This is a genomic window from Vibrio sp. BS-M-Sm-2 (assembly GCF_041504345.1).
Classification (GTDB): domain Bacteria; phylum Pseudomonadota; class Gammaproteobacteria; order Enterobacterales; family Vibrionaceae; genus Vibrio; species Vibrio satsumensis.
Genome location: NZ_CP167894.1, coordinates 790,250 through 809,219 on the forward strand (window position 1 = coordinate 790,250; position 18,970 = coordinate 809,219).

Consider the following 18,970-nt stretch of genomic DNA (forward strand, 5'->3'; position numbering starts at 1 on the left):
AATAACAGGGAGTTATGGTGGAAAGTTTTAGTACTCAATTGCCCATATTTTGGTTTAAAACTTTAGATTCTGCTATTCAGGCTAGAATTGGAGACAGCAGCGATATCTGGTCGGGAGCGGAGGTCTATAAACAACTTTGCTCCGCCGAATCGATCTCGGCTTATCAGCTTCAAACCGCCATCAACAATATCTACCAACGTTTTGATCATGAGCTGATCGACTTATTTGATGAGTCCGCTTGCTATTTCGATGAGCTTGAAATGGGCGCTCCGGTAATGGCCATGCTCACCGCGCCAAACCTCGCCAGCTTTTGCCAACTTCTGAGTCGATACTCCATTCATATACATCCGCTACTAAAAATATTCAGTCGTGAAACAGAGAGTGGAGAAGTCGAGCTTTGGGGAGTGACACCCGAGTACATTGACGAAACGACACTGATGACACACATCAGTTTAGGGCTCTATTTCAGTATTATGATCAAGCTCGTTCGCAAATACCTTAATGCGCCGAATCAAAAGCTCGCCATTCACATCCACAAGAACACCATCGGTGATGAGTTCTTGAGCATCTATGAGCGTGTCTTTAATGTTGAAATGAAGGAAGGCTTCCCCGCCCGCTATCTCCTTTTCCCTAACAATCTTGTCCAGGCTAAACCTCGTCAATTCCAAGCTGACTTTCATGCAGAGTTAGTACGAATCGCCGACCAACAGATGGAAAAAACGTTAAAAACCAACTTAATCTACAAAGTGAATGAAACGTTCAAAGTGCTCGCGGTGAAAGACACCAACCTAGATAGCGTGGCAAATAATCTTCACATCAGCCCTCGAACCCTGAATCGCAAACTTAAACAACAAGGTGTGAGTTTTCGTCGTTTGTTCGATAAATACCGCCTCGAACTGAGCATGACGTTACTGAATCAAAACGACGGCAATATTACCTATGTGGCTCACGAGCTTGGCTTCTCAGACTCAAGCGCATTCAGCCGAGCATTCAAAAATTGGACTGGGCACTCTCCTACCGAACTAAGATCGTAACAACAGCTCTCCCAACCAATACTATATAACTAAGCATCAAATGGTTCTTGATATAGAAGCCAATCAACCTAAGCCTGAATCGTCGGCAGCATCATTAAAGCGCATCGAGCTAACCCACTTTCGACTTATTCAAATGAGAAAAGGGACCGGTATTTCTACCCGTCCCTTTTTCTTTTCGCTTAACTTCGGATCCTATGAAAGCTACAAAGATAAGTACGGCTTAGTGAACAAACTTCAGTTTTTAATGCTAAATGAGACTGACAACTTAAAGCGCAATGTTTATGAGATATGTAAGGGTATCCGATACTTTCCTAGCGAGTCACCTCAACTGCCTCCCAGAAAGTTCGGATTTTACCTTGTACATCGCTACTGGACAGCACATCTATGTGGTTTTCATTCACACCGTAAAGTGAGTGGGCTTGGTTTACCGCTTCTAGGCGTAATTGGCTACTTAACAATATGGTGCCATCACTGCTCTCACCTCGTGTTGACGGGGACTTTTGATAAGCAAAGACTAATAGATGCGGCGGAATACTTTGTTGTGCCGGAGAAGAGAATAAGTTTTGAATAGCCTTTCCGCTAGGGGATAAATCTCGCCAAGACGGCATAACAACGGGGGAATACTTAACCCCAGCTGCAGCAGACGAGACTCCGTTGAAAGGGGAGGCAATTGAAGTAAATGAATTCACAAGATCACACCTGTTACTGCTACTGCATATATCAAGGTATCTTTTTACTATGACTCCTCCCATACTATGGGCCACTATATGGATAGGCGGGTAGTCGTGGTTTTTATGTAGTTGTCGCATGATGCCCGCGATGGAATGAGCAAGCAGTGTATGCGACAACGCGGAAGGATAGTTGATTACCCATGCCTGATACTTCTCTTTGTCGAGTGCAGAAATCATCTGTTCAAAATCACGTCCACTCCCTCCCATACCATGAATATAGAGAACGGGGATTTTGTCTTCTTGGTATGGTTCAAGGAAGAAGAGTCCGACATAGTCATTTTCAACAAAACTTAATGGTTGCCACATTCCCATTTCTTTTGCTTGGTCAGAAAACGCAGGGTCCCCCCACTCAACTATTCGACCTATACGTTCAGGTTTAACATCAAACTCTAAAAATGGAGTAACCAGTAAACCGTCGAGTTCAGAAATGCCCTCTGGAATGAGGTATTGTTCACCGACTATAAATCGATCGTCAGAGCCGATTGATTTCATGAATAAAAAGGTAGGTTCATTGCTTTGATACATGAAATCTAAGTTATGGTCTTCGAAGATAACCACATACTGTGTGAGATTGAAAAAAGAGGGGAAGCGAGCTTTACTATCACTAATGATTGAATGACCAGTAAGAATCCCGCTCTTTTCTAGAGTTGCTAATTGCAGTACCAAGTAGCGTTTTTCTTCTATCGAATTAGGTGTGGAAATCGTAAATTCCTGATACAGACTGTCTGTTTTCTTGATATCTGACATTAAGTTGAACAGTGAGCTGCAACCACTCAACAATACGAGAATACTAAGTCCAACCATGAAGTGACGAATTAGCATGTAACTCCTTACTAAGAGGTATGATTCTTCGTTTAGAGGATTACTTTCCGGGTCCATTAGTGGGATGGACCCGACATAAAGAAGTATTAGAACTTATAGTTCATGCCAATCGACATCAGCAAGCTATCGCTACTATAGAAGTCGATGTTTGAATCATTGATAGTACCGCCAACAAATGAGATGACACTCCAGTTATCCCAACCTGGGATATTGTTATACTCATAAGCGAGAAATAGTCGATACACATCATCGCTTCGTGTCTTAGAGAAGATCGGATTTTCTGCCGAAAAGTCTCGCAGTGTATAGCTTCCTGTGAGCGCTAGCTGATAGTTGCTTGTTAGGTAGAAATAACTTAGTTCCCCCTTATAGGCATTAAACGATGCAGCGCTACCATCAGCGTTATGGTCAGTGTAGCTAAAAGCTGTAATGTAGCCTGAGTTGGTGTTAAGCATTGTGCGGTACTGACCTTTTATGTAATAGGTTTCACTATCTCGTAATAATTCCGCGTGATTAATACCTTCATTGTCAATCTCAGCAGTCGCATATGCCATGTCAAATGACACTCCGCTGTTCCACAGATTCGAGAGTTTCAATCGATATGCGTTGCCTTGACGATCGGTTGTTTCTCTTTCTTGTCCAGTTAGATATGGGTTTGCCCACACTTCATCGGCGACAACGGTAGGAAGATAGCCGATGTCGAGTCTGGTGCCATTGTGGTAGTCATATTGATAACCAAGTTCAAATGCAAGTGTTCCAACGGCCAAGTCATCACGCGAAGTACCTAGGTAGACTCGTTGGTTGTAGTTTTCGTTTAGCGCGTAGTAAAGGCTACCTAGGGGCGCAACAAAATTCTGATTAGAACTATCGCCTTTACCTAGGTGATTTATTTGCGCCGAACTATTGGTATCTAAGTTAGAGTTAGTTCTGCTAAAGCCAGAGTTCAAAGACACCTCACCAGAGAAGCGTGAAGTATCAAACGCAGTAGCTGAAGCGATAGAAACTGGTAGTAGAGCGAATGCAGAGAGTACTGTTTTGTTCATTGGTTGTTCTCATCAACGTAAGTTAAGCCTTTCCATTTGCAACAAATCCTTAATTTGGTGAGAAGCTTATATCGAATCATTCACCCTTAATATGAATTAGAGAAATGCATTTTTGCCATATCTGATTCACTACTGGGGGAGCTCCAAGCTATTAAAGTAACTTTGGATGATTTGGTGAAGATGTTGGTTAAGCGGATACCCCCGCTTTGACTGCAGATAGCCACCGCAAACCTTAATTTTCCGCATCTGTGTAGGTAGCTCTGGCAGTGGGTAACTTGCCAGACGGTCATCAAGCAAGCTCATGTAACGACTCCCGTACATAATCGCATCTGACGTGCTTAATTTGTTGGTTAGAACTCGAATGCTGTGGGTAATTAATGACACTCGGGGTTGAAAACCTTTGGCGAGATAAACCTCTTCAACAGGAGCGCGTTTAGAGTTAATACCGTCAATGATCACTCGCGCAATCGGCAAGTGATGGATCGATGCCCAGTCAGAGGTTTGGTTCAATACTGGATGGTTTTTACGAGCAATGAGACAAAGCTCGACCTCTTGTAACGTATGGTTATAAATCTCTTGTGGTAGGGGATAACCTTCAAAGTGGATCAAATAGTCAATGCCGCCGTTCAACACCTCCGCCAGAGAATGCTCTTGCCAGTAAACTAGGCTGAAATTGGCATTTGGAAAATCACGGCGTAGTGTGTCAAAAATTCCCTCCCCGTGTAGCTCCAAGAAAAAGATATTCATGGCGATTTTAATCTGGCCATTAAACTCTATAGGATCAAAGCTCTGGTAAGACTCTACCACTTTCATTAGTGGTGTGAACATTTGATCACTTGCTTCAGCTAACTTCTCGGCAAGCTCTGATGGCTCAACGCCATGTGCTTTGCGGATAAAGAGCTGCTCTCCGAATACATCACGAAGTTTTGAAAGTCCACGGCTGACGCTTGTTTGTGAGATTCCCAATCTGTCAGCAGCAGCATGCGTGTTACGAGTCTCTACTACAGCTTTTAAAAGCTTTAATAAGTTCAAATCGAGATCTTGGAGTTTTTTGTTCATGCTACGCTCACTGGGTTAATAAGGTTTCATCAAAAAAGGATTGGATAGTTTGATGGAGATATTGGCTGAATGGGCTGCCACGCCGTGTTTGTAGATAAGAGCCATTAATGTCGAGAACATTGTGTTGTTGGATATTGGGTGGTAGAGAGTAGCATTCAATCTCAGGTGTAATTTGTTTTACGAAGCTGCTCGAGTACATGATTGCGTCGCTATTTTTGACCAATTCAACCGCTGTCCTGACACTGTGTGTAGTCAGCAAGAAGTTTGCTTGGTAGCCCTGTCTTTCATACAAGTGTTCAAGGATTCCTTTTCTTGGGTTAATACCATCGAGATAGAGCCTGACTATTGGCAATGAGTGAATCGCTCCCCAATCACTACCCTTGGATAGAATTGGGTGGTTCTTTTTAGCCAATATAACATTCTCAATTTTGACCAAGTTTCGGCAGAACACATCTTGAGGCATGGAGTAAGACTCAAATTGAATTACATAGTCAACGCCACCTTGTAATACATCATAGAGAGAGTCTTTTTGCCATTGAGAAATATTGAAACTTGCGCTAGGTAAGCTGGTTCGTAAAGCAAGAATTAGACGTGGACCAAAGAACTCGAGCAAAAAAGTATTGATCAATATGCTGATTTTTCCGGCATACTTTTTTGGATCAAAAGTGGAGTAGTCTTCAACCACCTTTTCGACCGGATGCAGCATTTCTACTGAAGCATCTGCCAACATTACGGCTAGCTCGGAAGGCTCAACGCCGTGAGCTTTACGAATGAACAGCTGTTCTCCGAAACACTCTTTTAGCTTCATCAAAGCACGACTGACACTAGTTTGTGATATGCCTAGTTTTATCGCTGCTGTGTGAGTACTTTGAGTTTCAACTAACGCTCGTAGTATTCGAAGTAAATTAAGATCTAAATCTTTGATGTTAATAGTTAACTCTCCCTATCGTCCTTAGTTTAATCCTAGCAGGCAACCTGTGGCTGTGAAGTCTTTAAGTTCACTTTATTTGTAGTGGGTTGCAAAAATGAATTTCTCTAATTCATACATATCATCAATCAGTTTGTTTACCTTAATGCCATCGAAGCAAGGAGTGCTTTTACATCAAACTGTATAGGTGAAAAAATGAAATCACGTAATGTCTTCCTTACTTTTATCGCAACAAGTTTTTTAAGCACTGGCGTCATGGCTAACACCGATAAAGATGCGGTACCTCTCTCAGCACAACCTGTACCTCTAACCACGGCAGTTAGTCCTGAGTTTTATGAGTTTTCGAAAAACTTTCCGGTAGCTAATGTAGAGGCACTGCAGAAAAACTTACCCAAAACAGAAAGCGAGTGGCGTGCTTTCGTTGATGCACGTGACACGTCAGCCATCGAACGAGCAGGATCGTTAGCTAATACGCTAGGGGTAACCATTGAAAAAGACTCTATTGGTGGCGTTGATGTGTATTGGGTCACGCCAAAGGCGATTGCGCCAGAGCTAAAAGACAAGCTCTATGTCGCGGTTCAGGGCGGTGCGTATATGTTGAATAGTGGTCTAGCATCAACATCAGAAGCTTCTATCATTGCTTCTAAGATGCAAATTCCAGCACTAGCGATCGACTACACCAAATCGATAGATGCACCCGCACCAGCAAGCCGTAATGATATTGTTAAGGTGTGGAATGCGCTTCTAAAAACGCGTTCTGCAGATTCCATGGTCATGGGGGGGACTTCTGCTGGCGGGGCTCTAACGCTTGCAGTGACACAAGAGCTCAATAAACAGGCTTTACCCGTGCCAAGCGCGCTTTATGTTGGAACACCGGGTGTGGATATGACGATGACTGGAGACAGCCGTTATATCAATGAAGGACTAGACCATATTTTAGGTAGCTGGCGTGGAATGTCTTCTGAGTTAGTCAATGTCTATGTGGGTGAGCTAGAACTAACAGATCCTATCGTATCGCCAATTAACGGCAGCTTTGAGAACTTTCCGCCAACTTATTTGATCACTGGCACGCGCGATTTGTTATTGAGTGATACTGTACGAGTGCATCGCGAACTTAAGCGTGCAGGGGCGGAAGCGGAACTTAATGTCTATGAAGGTCAATCTCATGCCGATTACGCTGTAGCTTTTGGCACCCCTGAATCTGAAGAGCATTATCAGGCACTGAATAACTTCTTTTACGGAAACTTGGTGAGGTAATGTCACGCTAAGTAGATTAGCAGTTCACACTGCCCAAGCAATAGGTTCAGTTCCGGCGTTGCCGCTACTCATACCAAATTGGGTCACTTATGTGACCCAATTTTTTAGTTGCAAACCGAAAGGGTATTGATGGAGGGTGATGATGCTACACTGCTAAAACACGTGAACTAAACGCGGTTTATTGCTCTATTTTTGCTCAAGCGTAACGGCTCTTAATCTCTACAAACTCTCAATCGCCTTTTGTATTGCTGGGCCAATCTGACGCTTACGCGAAGTGACGCCTTCTAGTGTCAGCATGTCGCTGGTTGGTTCAGCATTGAAAGCCGATTTGATGACTTGATAGTCGCTTTCGTCCACCCACAATAGGTTTGCTTCTTTGTTCTTAGTGTCTGTGATTGAGAAGAACAGATGGTCTAGCCCGTTCTCTTCTTTGTATGCCTTCATCGCTGCCAAAAGCTCGTCTTTACGGTCAATTAGTTGTTGAGCCGTTAGTGTCTCAGCCACACCGATGCCCACCTGTTTGCCACCGTATTTAAAGTTTTTGTAATTCAGCGTCAGAATGGTTTCAGATGAAAGGTGGCTAAGATCCGATTTAGCAATCAACATCTGTTGACCGAAATCTTCGATATCTGAAATGCCTGCAACTTTTGCCAGCTTTTCAGCGTACTCACGATCATGCTAAGTGGTGGTTGATGATTGGAATACCACAGTATCAGAAAGGATTGCGCCTAAGCCGACACAAGCAAGGTTCTTAGGTAAGGTCACATCGAGCTTTTCAGCGCTGTCAGCCAGAATAGTTGCAGCTGAACCCCAGCCTCGAATGTCCATCTCAACAATTTGTGGTGTGTTAATTGGAGAGCCACCAATCGCATGATGATCGACCACAGCCACAATAGATGCTTGGTCAATAGTTGGCGCGAGTTGAGTCACTTGGTTGAAATCCACCAGCCCCACTCGGTATGAAGAGTAATCTTTCTCTACACGTGGTGATTCAGCATTACAGTAATTCAAGATAAACGTCGATTCAGGGTTGATAGGCTCAGGCACTGTCGCCGTACCGCCATAGATATGAGCCGCGAGCATTGCAGACATTACCGTGTCGCTGTCTGGGCTAAGGTGCCCAGTCCATACGAGATCTTCACTGTTTTCATTGGCAGATTGTTGCAGGCTGAAAGCAAAACTTGCTGAACTGAAAGACATGATTACGGCGGCAACGACAGGTGTTAGCTTCACGGGTATTTCCTTATTTGAATTCGTTTTAGAACCCCATACGCTAGCCTTGAAAAATTTCATAACCGTGTCGGTAATATTTCAGATTTACTTCAGTAAGTAACGAAATGTAATTTCCCTTGCCAATCAACTTACAACTCACTTTGGATTAGGTCACCTTTTCATTATTTCATAATAAATCTTAATGAAACTCAGTGATATCAAATCTAAGCTACTGATTTAAAATAAGTAAAAACACGCAAACCAAATGCTAAAAATTAGATAATCTTATTGGAATTTGATTAGAAGAAGGAAGAAAAAAGGCTGCGAAAGCAGCCTTTATAGAATATATATGAATGTTATGCTGTTGCACTTCAAACGGAAAACCGAATGCTAAATAGCTTTAACTTGAACAGTTAGCCTCTGACAAATCAGTTTCAGATGTACCACATTCCGTTTTATGGGTGCCATCTTTATAATTTGTGAGACGTTCCCAGCCCCCATCACTATTATGGCTTGTCATTACTTGAGTTGGATTTTCACCAAACTCATTCATTACACGAGACCAGAAATCTGCACCGTGCCCTTCCTCACTATAGAAGTCGGTATCAATCACATTACGAACTGGAGTTAAGTCAGATGCTGTAATGGTGTCGGTCACACCAATCAAGTGACTGAACCCACTATCGTTACCATCGTCATAACTATGCTCTGAATAACTAATAAGGTCAGAACCATCATAATCTTTAGTGACTAAAGCCTGAACAGTGAAAGTATTACTTAAAATAAGGCTGCTACAATCACTCCAGTCTCCAGCTTGACCATAGACAGTGTTACGAACACCTGACGAATCCTGAGAGATCGTTTCAAGCCACTCACTTACAGAACAACCATAGATATTACCCGCAATTTCCATCGATACCGTTTTCTCAATATTTACACCGTCTCGAACCGTTGTTTCCATAGTATTTTTATCATGTAGCTGAACTTTATTATTAAGATCACCTGACATCTCATGAGTTTCTGACTCTAGGTTACCATTAGACATTTGCACGAATTGGTAGCGATACCAGACATCCTTATAGTTGTTATTAGAACTATCCCATTTGCCCATGAAGTATTCGACCCAAGCAAAGTCTGCTTCTGGGTATTGATTGATTAGTTCACGTGTATCTGCATATGACTTTTGTAATCCGGGAACAATATCTTGAGCGATTTGATGTACTTCATCATTACCAGACTCAATATAATCACCATACAATTCATCTACTGTGATGTTGTAACGACGAGCAACGTGAAGTTCTTGCTCAGTTAGACGTTCGGCTATGTCGTCTCTCAGCTCTTGTTCTTCTAGCAAAGACTCACAAGAAAGCTCCTGAGAAGTGCTTTCGCGTAGCTCTTTTTCTACTTCATTCCAAACCACAGAGGTTAATGGTGTTAAGTTGTATAGCTCTTCATCTGTACTCAACGCATATTGAGGAGGTATCACCATCGTGTAAGCATCTTCAATTGGAGTACTAGGAAAATCAGTATCGATAGCACCTTCCGGAACATCTACCACAATTGGAACGTATTGCGCGCATTCACGATAAGTTGATGGTATGTCTAAACTAAAATCGCCCTGTTCTTTAGTGACAACATTAGGTTCATTGGCATCCAACTCATTATTGAAATTCAGGTCGAGATAAACCGTAGCCCCAATAATATAACCATCAATAACCTTTCCTGAAACAGAGGAAATATTGGAATCTCCTCCACTGTTGTCACTACTGCTACCACTACTCCCACCGCAACCAACTAAGCCAACGGCAAGCCCACAAAGCATAAGCTTTTTCATTTTCATTTCGATCGATACCTAACGGTTAATATTGTTATTGTTTTCAAAGTAGGCTGACACTTACTCGTGAAGCAATATATAGACTTTCAATATAACCATATGATGTATTGATCACATCACGATAAAAATGAATGTAACTTTATCTAATGCAATTATCTGTTATTAATAATCTATTTCTTACTACTTGAAACAAAGTTAAGAATGGTCCCAAAACAAAAAAGGAACAGTATCTCTACTAATCCTTAAGTTTCACAAACCACTGCAGGCTTAGAGGCAGTTAGTGCTTGTACCTAAAGGTATTACTGTCATCAACAATCTCGATTCTGACAGGAACTGTGCCTTGCTTAACATTGCCGATTTTGGCAAATGCTTTGTGCGAAAGATCGATAACTCGGCCTTTTACGTACGGGCCTCGGTCGTTAATTTTAACTTCGACAGACTTATTATTGGCAGTGTTAGTCACTCTCACGATCGTGCCAAAGGCTAAGGTTTTATGCGCTGCCGTATAAGCATTCATATTATACGTCTCACCACTTGCTGTGAGCTTTCCATGGAACTTATCACCATACCAAGAAGCTTTACCAGCAAGAGCATGTGACTTGGCATATTCCTTTGTTTTAGAACTGCCGACAGCCGACGTTGAGGTGCATCCAGCTAATATCATAAGAATAAGAGCGGTAAAGATAATATGTAATTTTTTCATATAATTTGGGTGAGCTAATCTGTGCATTTTCTCTGTTTTCGTTGTGTTTTGGTTCGCCATGTAATGCTGAGTATAGTCACTGCTCAGCAAAGGCTACCGTCCGGTATGAACGCACAATGTTTTCATGAAGCACGCTTCCTTCCGTCATATCCATGAAAGGTTTTATCTTCAAAACGTCAACTTTAACAATGAATTAGAGTTGTATATTTCTTAATCAGTACATATGGTAAGCCACTCGGCCAAAAACACCCAAACACCAAAAAGGATTGGTATCGCTACCAATCCTCTTTAGGGAGTGTTTCGGTTCTTCTACCTTGTCGAAGGCAGTAACGCGATTACTCGTAATCAGTCGCGTACGTATCTTCGTATGAGTGAGAGTAGAACTCGAATAGGTTGCCAAACGGGTCTTCTAGGTAAACCATTTGTGCTTGTTTTTGTTCGTCTTCTGGGTGGTAGCGCATGATGTCCATACGAACCTTACCGCCAAACTCTTCAACGCGTTTAATAGCAGAATGAAATTGCTCTTTTGGAAGCTGTAAACAGAAGTGGAAGATACCTAAACGAGAGAAATCAACGTTATGACGCTCTTCACGGTCAACCATTTCGAACAGTTCAACACCGATACCATCAGATGTAACTAGGTGTGCAATGTTGAAGCCTTTGAAGCCTTCGCCAAAAACAGCGATACACATACGGCCAATTGCTGATTCGCGTTCTTCCATCACCTTAGTGTTGTTCATTACAACTCTTAGACCTAGCGCTTTAGTGTAAAACTCTACTGCTTGGTCCATGTCGCCTACCATGATGCCTACGTGATTCATTTTCATAACTTTCTCCAATTCGTTTTTTATTCTGTGCTTTTCGAAGTCTAGCTTCGGTATCTCGTTTCGATGAAGAGAGTATAGGGAGGGATACTGATTAAATTAAATTATCATAATTTATATTAATAATAATTTTTTGTTATTTAAAATCAATATGGGATCTCAGATCACTTAAAGAAACGCTGTCTACATAGCTGTTCACGCTATACGTAGATACTCACACGATAAATCGATGTTCACGCTAATAGATATAAGCCAAATGTAGAGGACAGCCTAAAGAGCATAGATCCTCAAATGGGTGATGCTGATGTTTGATGACTTTTGCTAATAGTTTTTGTTGATAGCTTTTACCGATAGTCTTTTCTTTTCGAAGATAGGATTTGCCTATTGAATCTATAGAAATGTCCGATTTCACTAATTTACGGTGCGGATGCAATATATCTCCATCGACGCGGGATAGCGTTAAACACTACAAATTAGAAAGAGAGTCAAACCATGATCAACACAGAAATCAAACCATTCAACGCAACAGCATTCAAAAACGGCGAATTCGTAGAAATCACAGAGCAAGACGTTAAAGGCAAGTGGGCAGTATTCTTCTTCTACCCAGCAGACTTCACGTTTGTATGTCCAACTGAGCTAGTTGACCTGCAAGAAAAATACGCAGAGCTTCAATCTCGCGGCGTAGAAGTTTACTCAGTATCAACTGACACGCACTTCTCTCACAAAGCATGGCACGATACTTCTGACAAAATCGGCACTATCGAATACTTCATGGTAGGCGACCAAACTGGCAACATCACAAACAACTTCAACGTAATGCGTGAAGGCCAAGGCCTTGCAGACCGTGCAACGTTCCTAATCGACCCAGAAGGCGTTATCCAAGCAATGGAAATCACTGCTGAAGGTATCGGCCGTGACGCTGAAGACCTACTACGCAAAGTTAAAGCAGCACAATACGTAGCCGCTAACCCAGGTGAAGTTTGCCCAGCTAAATGGAAAGAAGGCGAAGAGACTCTAGCTCCATCTCTAGACCTAGTAGGCAAGATTTAATCTAAGCCTATCTAAAAAGAACAAATAAACGGTTCTACAGGCGCGCTTCGGCCTCCCTCCTAAAGGGCAGTTGCGCGCCACCCTTTCAAACCATCAACACCACAATATTTGCCGACTTGCGCCCCCTTTTTATTTTCCTTTTTCAGCAAGAAGGTATTGGTCAATACCAAGACACAGAATTTAAGAGCAGGCACGATTATGTTAGATCAAGCAATGAAGCAGCAGCTAAAAGCATACCTAGAAAACTTAAAAACCAATGTTCAGTTAGTGCTGAGCCTTGATGACAGCGATACCGCAAACAAACTCCAAGACCTAGCAAATGACATCGCGTCTTTAACGGACAAAATTGAAGTGACTCGTGATGATAGCGCAAGCACGCGTAGCCCTATCATGCAGGTAGTCAACCAAGATAAAGGCACTGCGATCGGTTTCGCCGGTTTACCAATGGGTCACGAGTTCACGTCACTGGTACTGGCACTGCTTCATAGTGGTGGTCACCCTATCAAGCTTGAAGCTGATGTAATAGAGCAAATTAAAGAACTCGACCAAGAGCTCAATGTAGAGATTTTTATCTCACTCTCATGCCAAAACTGTCCAGAAGTGGTTCAAGCATTCAACATGATGTCGGCGATTAACCCTCTGGTTAAGACAACGATGATTGATGGCGCAGCATTCCAAGACGAAGTGAAGTCTCGCGACATCATGGCAGTACCAAGCGTATTCGTTAATGGTGGGCTATTTGGTCAAGGCCGTATGTCACTGGCTGAGATCCTTAACAAAGTCGACTCAGGCGCAGCAGAAAAGAAAGCAGCAAACCTAAACCAACAAGCACCTTTTGATGTATTGGTTGTCGGCGGCGGCCCTGCAGGTTCTTCAGCAGCGATTTACGCAGCACGTAAAGGCATTCGCACTGGTGTAGTTGCTGACCGATTCGGTGGCCAAGTAATGGATACCATGGCGATTGAGAACTTTATCTCAGTGAAAGCGACAACTGGCCCTAAATTAGTGGCAAGCCTTGAAGAGCACGTAAAAGAGTACGGTGTTGAAGTGATGACGGAGCAGCGCGCTGCGAACATCATTGCGGCAGAAGACACCGAAGACGGTTACATCCACGTTGAACTAGAGAGCGGCGCAACACTGCGAGCTCGCACAGTCATCACCAGTACCGGAGCTCGCTGGCGTGAAATGAACGTTCCAGGTGAACAAGAGTACCGCAACAAAGGCGTTGCTTACTGCCCACACTGTGACGGTCCACTGTTCAAAGGTAAGAAAACAGCGGTTATCGGTGGCGGTAACTCAGGCATTGAAGCGGCTATCGACTTAGCAGGTATTGTGGAACATGTAACCGTACTTGAATTTGCAGACACACTGCGTGCTGACCAAGTGCTTATCGACAAAGCGAACGCAACACCAAACATCGAAATCATCAAGATGGCTCAAACCACAAAAGTGTTGGGTGATGGAAATCGCGTAACCGGTCTGGAATACAAAGACCGCAACACTGAAGAACTAAAACAGATCGAACTAGCGGGTATCTTTGTTCAAATCGGCCTAATGCCAAACAGCGAATGGTTGAAAGGAACGAAGGTAGAACTATCACCACGCGGTGAGATCGAGATTAACGCTCATGGCGCAACATCAATGAAAGGTGTATTCGCAGCGGGTGATGTAACAACAGTTCCTTACAAACAGATCATCATCGCGATGGGTGAAGGTGCTAAAGCAAGTTTAGGTGCATTTGACCATCTAATCCGTAATTCAGCTCCAGTTAAAGAGGCTGAAACGGCTTAACCTTTATATTTAAAAGCTTTTAACTCAAGATTCCTTAAATATTTGTTAGCTTAATACTTTATTGTTAACGACTTAGTCAATTTTTAGACACCACTCCTATGGATTTAGGAGTGGTTTTTTTTATTTGTAGCGACGCTTTATGCAGGTTGATAAAGCATAAAGGCAACCACCATCGCTAAGCTTCCGCCCAAGCAACGGTTCACAAACATCATCTGCTTCGGTGATTGCAGTAGCTTTTTAAGCATGGTGCCGCAATACGCCCACACCAACATGCATGGTACGCCCGTGATCACCATACCAGCAATAATGGTCACCACTTGAATCAGGTAGTCTGCATTCGGAGTGATGAACTGTGAAAACACGGTTAATGACGCTATCCAACCTTTAGGGTTTAACACCTGCACCAGCACACCAGACATGAAACCTGAACGATTGTCGGTGGTGCTTTCTTCGATTTGCATGTTAGCAATCGACCATGCCATGAACAGCAAATAAGCCGCGCCCGCGTACTTTAAAATGTTGTATAGCTCTGGGTAAAGGGTAAATAGGCTCACCAAACCGACACTGGAACCCGCCAGTACGATGATGATGCCAACAGCGTTCCCAGAGATAAAAGGTAAAGTCGCAGCAAATCCATAACGACTTGAAATCCCAAGTAATGCGATATTGCCTGCCCCAGGGGTAATTGCAATTGATGTTGAAAATAGCAAGAACGCCAGCATTAATTGAGAGCTCATTTCCTCTCACTCCTAATAAGTAAAGTATTTATACGGAGAGAGTTTACAGATTCGACTAGGAATTAAATTGCTATATAGGCTAATATTAATGCAAATTTGAGCAAGAATTTTCTAAAATAGCCATGAAACAGAAAGAATCCACCAAAGAAGTGTTAGATGACACAGATATCGCCATCTTAGGACACATCCAACAAGACGGTCGCATGAGCAACAGCAAGCTCGCTGAAAAGGTTAACCTCAGCGAAACCCCATGCTGGCGCCGCTGGAAACGCATGGAAGAGACCGGCTATATCGATGGTTACGCCGCCAAACTCAACCGCAAGAAGTTAGGTTTGCACGTAGCAGGCTTTACCTTAGTGACTCTAGGCAACCACGAGGTTGAAAACACAGAACCGTTCGAAGAGTTTGTCGCGGTAACCGATTGGATTCCAATGTGTCACTGCATTGCAGGCGGCGCCGATTACATGGTGCAAGTGTTGGCAAAAGATTTAGAAGAGTACTTTGAGCGTATTAGCTCGATTCGAAGAGTGAAAGGCGTGAGTGCGATTCAATCCAACATCTCAGTGAAAGAGTTGAAAAACAGCTATCAGCTGCCGCTTTCAGACTAGTCAGCTGTCTCTCCCTAAAACACATCAAACAAAAAGCCCAGCCGCTATAGATTTCTGAATTCTAAAGCGCTGAACTTAACGTGATTACTTGTTTGGTTTAACCAACTTGGCTATTCACAAGGGTGAGTTAAGAAAGAGCGGTATAAAGCCAATCAGGGATAACAGTACAAGCAGCAATGGTCACAACGGCGAACACCAATAAGCCGTAGTGACTCGCGGTTGGCTTAGCGAACAAATGTTTTTGCTTAGCGATAAATTCATTCTGTTGTTGAGTGACTTCACCAAAGAATCGGCTCACGATAACACCAAGAACGAGAAAAACGACGGTGCCAATCAGTGCAAACCAAGGCCAAGAAATACCACTGTATTTGGCAATGAACACCACAACCACACTACCGATACTGCCGGCAATCACGCCCTTCTCATTCGCTTTCTTGAAGAACAAACCAAGGATGAAAGAGCCAAGACGAATACCAACAAAAATTGAAGTCAGGCTGGCAATGGTTTTGAGTACAGATTCGTTAGAAACCGCCAGTAAAGCAGGCACAACAACCGAAGCGGCAGCAACGAGACTCATTTTTCTTGCCACCGATTCTAAATGCGCATCGGAGACTGATTTACGGAAAAAGCGCTTATAGAAATCGAATGTCGCCACAGTTGCCATTGAGTTATAAGTAGAATCCAGTGTCGACATCGCCGCAGCCGACAGTGCTGAGATTACAAGCCCAACAATGATTGGGTTAGTGTGGTTAAACACGAAATCGAGAATCACTTCATTACTATTCTCAAAACTGGTGTCTTGATAAAAGACACTCAACAAAACGCCCATCACAGCAAAAAACAGATAGATGAAGAAAGCGCCGTAACCACAAAGCAGCATCGATTTTTGCGCTGTTTTAACGCACTTAGTCGCCAACGTTCTTTGAATAATCAGCTGGTTAGTACCATACACACTCAGGTGCAAGAAGCTCACAGCCACGACACCAGCCCACAATGTGGTATCAACGCCCAAGTCAAAATCGAGATTGATGATATTCAAATGTTCAGGAGACAACACCTCGCCCGCATCGATTTTCATCAACAATAAAACAAAGATCGCAATACTGCCGATAATCAACACTGCTGACTGAAGCATGTCAGTCCAGATTACTGTCGAGATACCGCCTGCATAGGTATACAACGCAGTAAATAAGCTGATGTAGATGATCGCCTCAGAGATACTCACCGGCAGCACTTGCACCAAGATCAATGCCACCGCATACAAAATCACCCCTGCCGAAATACACTGAACCACAATAAACACGACGGAGTTGATCGTGCGAGCAACAACGCCGAAGCGGTGCTCTAAGTATTCATAAATCGAGGTCAGGCCAAGTTTGTAAAACACCGGAACAAAGAAAACCACAGCGAAAAAGATCACTATTGGGTAATTCAGATGAACGCTCATTGCTTCCATGCCTGAGCTATAAACCCAGCCCGGCATACCCACGAACGTCATCGCACTGATGTAGGTTGCAAGAATCGACACACCCGCCGTAAACCAACCAAATTGTTTTCCACCAGTCGAAAAGTCGCCACCAACGCTATAGCGTTTATTTACTAAGTAGCTGATAAATAAAGTAGTTAACACATAAATAGCAATAACCACAAAACTTGAGTACGTAACCATTTTGAGATTCCGTTTATTGTATTCTTCTAATCATTCGTCGCCAATATTACTCAAAATTGGATATTTTCCCTCAAAAACCCACAGTAAGTGTGAGTATTGTCACTAATATAGACGAATAAACGCTCAAAACGCCCAGAAAAGCCCAAACACACGATCTAACAGGATCCAGATCACTAAAATACACAAAATGGGTACGCACTCATTTTAAAGTTGACTTTGATCACGGATCTAATAACCACAAAAACTCTATTATCTCTCCCGAAACGACGACGGTGTGGTGAATATCAATAACCACTGCACAATAATCAAAACTACAACCACCCTATATAAAATAAAGGTTTATCGGTCATGACTACTAAAAAACACATGAGCGAAGTTCCTATGATTCAAAGGGTAGCTGCTTATCTTGCAATTCTAGTGGGCTACTTTTTCTATTGTTATAACTTTGTAATTATTGACTACGTACGCCCATACATCGTTGATGCGTATGATGGTATTAACTTGGCGGATACCGCTCAGTTCTATACATGGCAGTCGGTTGGCGCACTTATTGGTGCCCTAAGCTGTGCATGGGTGGCATCAAACTTTGGTAAGAAATCGACTCTTATTGTCATCACAGCACTGAACGGCGGCGCAACCATCATCAACATGATGTTTACCGACTACGCGATGTGGGCAGCGATGCGTTTCATCATCGGTATTTCTTTGGGTGGTTACTTCACCGTAGCAGTAAGCCTGATGATCGGCCTATTCACACCAACGGTTCGCGGTAAGTTGACGGCATTCGCTTCTTCTATGTTCTCGGTTGCTCTAATGGCAATGGGCGCATACGCGGCATTCATTTCTAGCATCGATGCACCTTGGCAGAGCCTAATGTGGGTGGGTGGTATTCCTCCTCTAGTTGCTGCTGCACTGATGATCTTCATCCTGCCTAGCGACAAGAAAGTGATCGCCTACGGTGAAGAAGATCAAGCCGCGGCTGAAGCATCGAATAAACCAGCGAAGAAAGGTTCTTGGGGTGAAATGCTAAGCGCACCATACCGCAAGCTAACGATCACTTGTCTATTACTGGCCGGCCTTAACTTCTACGGCTACCAATTCTTCTCTGGCTTTGTGACAACGTACCTAAAAGATGTTCGTCAATTTGACGGTGCGACCATCGGCATCATCTTCTCTATCTCGGCATTCGGTTCTCTATTCGGTGCTTGGGTATGGGGTGCAATCGCCGATAAATACGGCCGTAAAGTGAATGCGTTTGGCTTCATCCTTGCGGGTGTTATGGCTTCAGTATTCTTTGTCGCACCAAGCGACGTGATGATCGGCAGCCTAAACATGCTGGCTATTCTAGGTCTTATCTACAACTTCGGTCTGTCAGCTTCTGCAGTATGGGGTGGTTACTTCTCAGAACTGTTCCCAGCTCACCTACGTAGCTTCGGTGCTGCACTGTTCCACGGCGGTCGTATCATCGGCATGTGGGCACCAATGGTGTTGGTATTCATTCAAGAGCGCAGCGACCTTGCGACAACAATGTGGGGCTCACCAATCGTATGGATTGTGGCTGGTCTACTGTGGCTATCACTACCAGAAACATTGAAAGGCGGCATCTTCGACAAGAGCAAAAAAGCGGAAACAGCAAAAGCTTAATCCCCTTTAGTTGAAACCTCAAAAAGT

The 18,970-nt window shown here is 43.3% G+C and carries 15 protein-coding genes and 1 pseudogene; 6 read left to right on the forward strand and 10 right to left on the reverse strand.

The window, feature by feature from the left end; all coding sequences use genetic code 11:
* Positions 1 to 14: 14 nt before the first annotated feature.
* Positions 15 to 1,034 carry a helix-turn-helix domain-containing protein gene (locus AB8613_RS03490; RefSeq protein ID WP_372384496.1) on the forward strand — a complete coding sequence of 340 codons (1,020 nt, stop codon included), beginning with the start codon at positions 15 to 17 and terminating at the stop codon, positions 1,032 to 1,034.
* A 311-nt stretch (positions 1,035 to 1,345) separates the two neighbouring features.
* On the opposite strand, the gene AB8613_RS03495 is transcribed toward AB8613_RS03490, so the two are convergent.
* The 4 genes from AB8613_RS03495 to AB8613_RS03510 all read right to left on the reverse strand — a co-directional run bounded on the left by AB8613_RS03495 (position 1,346) and on the right by AB8613_RS03510 (position 5,617).
* Complete coding sequence (locus AB8613_RS03495) at positions 1,346 to 2,587, reverse strand: esterase/lipase family protein (protein ID WP_372384497.1); 1,242 nt, start codon at positions 2,585 to 2,587, stop codon at positions 1,346 to 1,348.
* A gap of 86 nt (positions 2,588 to 2,673) precedes the next feature.
* Complete coding sequence (locus AB8613_RS03500; protein ID WP_372384498.1) at positions 2,674 to 3,627, reverse strand: DUF2860 family protein; 954 nt, start codon at positions 3,625 to 3,627, stop codon at positions 2,674 to 2,676.
* A gap of 129 nt (positions 3,628 to 3,756) precedes the next feature.
* Complete coding sequence (locus AB8613_RS03505) at positions 3,757 to 4,686, reverse strand: LysR family transcriptional regulator (RefSeq protein ID WP_285952869.1); 930 nt, start codon at positions 4,684 to 4,686, stop codon at positions 3,757 to 3,759.
* 7 nt (positions 4,687 to 4,693) lie between these two features.
* Positions 4,694 to 5,617 carry a LysR family transcriptional regulator gene (locus AB8613_RS03510; protein WP_372384789.1) on the reverse strand — a complete coding sequence of 308 codons (924 nt, stop codon included), beginning with the start codon at positions 5,615 to 5,617 and terminating at the stop codon, positions 4,694 to 4,696.
* 192 nt (positions 5,618 to 5,809) lie between these two features.
* Here AB8613_RS03510 and AB8613_RS03515 point away from each other — a divergent pair, with 192 nt between their 5' ends.
* Positions 5,810 to 6,871 carry an alpha/beta hydrolase fold domain-containing protein gene (locus AB8613_RS03515; RefSeq protein WP_285952868.1) on the forward strand — a complete coding sequence of 354 codons (1,062 nt, stop codon included), beginning with the start codon at positions 5,810 to 5,812 and terminating at the stop codon, positions 6,869 to 6,871.
* A gap of 219 nt (positions 6,872 to 7,090) precedes the next feature.
* Here AB8613_RS03515 and AB8613_RS03520 read toward each other — a convergent pair.
* The 4 genes and pseudogenes from AB8613_RS03520 to AB8613_RS03535 all read right to left on the reverse strand — a co-directional run bounded on the left by AB8613_RS03520 (position 7,091) and on the right by AB8613_RS03535 (position 11,447).
* Positions 7,091 to 8,104, reverse strand: a pseudogene (locus AB8613_RS03520) (manganese-dependent inorganic pyrophosphatase).
* A 379-nt stretch (positions 8,105 to 8,483) separates the two neighbouring features.
* Positions 8,484 to 9,923 carry a hypothetical protein gene (locus AB8613_RS03525; RefSeq protein ID WP_019826742.1) on the reverse strand — a complete coding sequence of 480 codons (1,440 nt, stop codon included), beginning with the start codon at positions 9,921 to 9,923 and terminating at the stop codon, positions 8,484 to 8,486.
* Positions 9,924 to 10,194: 271 nt separating this feature from the next.
* Positions 10,195 to 10,647, reverse strand: coding sequence for a septal ring lytic transglycosylase RlpA family protein (locus AB8613_RS03530; RefSeq protein WP_372384790.1), 453 nt, complete (start codon positions 10,645 to 10,647; stop codon positions 10,195 to 10,197).
* Between the two features lie 308 nt (positions 10,648 to 10,955).
* Positions 10,956 to 11,447 (reverse strand): VOC family protein, encoded by a 492-nt coding sequence (locus AB8613_RS03535; protein WP_372384499.1) that lies wholly within the window; start codon positions 11,445 to 11,447, stop codon positions 10,956 to 10,958.
* Between the two features lie 489 nt (positions 11,448 to 11,936).
* Here AB8613_RS03535 and ahpC point away from each other — a divergent pair, with 489 nt between their 5' ends.
* Both ahpC and ahpF read left to right on the forward strand, forming a co-directional pair.
* The gene (gene ahpC / locus AB8613_RS03540; protein WP_017629768.1) at positions 11,937 to 12,494 is read left to right on the forward strand and encodes an alkyl hydroperoxide reductase subunit C; all 558 of its coding nucleotides are present in this window, start codon (positions 11,937 to 11,939) and stop codon (positions 12,492 to 12,494) included.
* Between the two features lie 198 nt (positions 12,495 to 12,692).
* On the forward strand, positions 12,693 to 14,285 hold the full coding sequence (gene ahpF / locus AB8613_RS03545; protein WP_372384500.1) for an alkyl hydroperoxide reductase subunit F: 1,593 nt from the start codon (positions 12,693 to 12,695) through the stop codon (positions 14,283 to 14,285).
* Between the two features lie 137 nt (positions 14,286 to 14,422).
* On the opposite strand, the gene AB8613_RS03550 is transcribed toward ahpF, so the two are convergent.
* The gene (locus AB8613_RS03550; protein ID WP_016798109.1) at positions 14,423 to 15,022 is read right to left on the reverse strand and encodes a LysE family translocator; all 600 of its coding nucleotides are present in this window, start codon (positions 15,020 to 15,022) and stop codon (positions 14,423 to 14,425) included.
* A gap of 122 nt (positions 15,023 to 15,144) precedes the next feature.
* Between AB8613_RS03550 and AB8613_RS03555 the strand changes: the two genes are divergently transcribed.
* On the forward strand, positions 15,145 to 15,630 hold the full coding sequence (locus AB8613_RS03555; RefSeq protein ID WP_372384501.1) for an Lrp/AsnC family transcriptional regulator: 486 nt from the start codon (positions 15,145 to 15,147) through the stop codon (positions 15,628 to 15,630).
* Positions 15,631 to 15,757: 127 nt separating this feature from the next.
* On the opposite strand, the gene AB8613_RS03560 is transcribed toward AB8613_RS03555, so the two are convergent.
* Positions 15,758 to 17,299 (reverse strand): sodium/solute symporter, encoded by a 1,542-nt coding sequence (locus tag AB8613_RS03560; protein ID WP_285952864.1) that lies wholly within the window; start codon positions 17,297 to 17,299, stop codon positions 15,758 to 15,760.
* Positions 17,300 to 17,647: 348 nt separating this feature from the next.
* Between AB8613_RS03560 and AB8613_RS03565 the strand changes: the two genes are divergently transcribed.
* Positions 17,648 to 18,943, forward strand: a complete 1,296-nt coding sequence (locus AB8613_RS03565) for an MFS transporter (RefSeq protein ID WP_372384502.1) — start codon at positions 17,648 to 17,650, stop codon at positions 18,941 to 18,943.
* Positions 18,944 to 18,970: the final 27 nt, after the last annotated feature.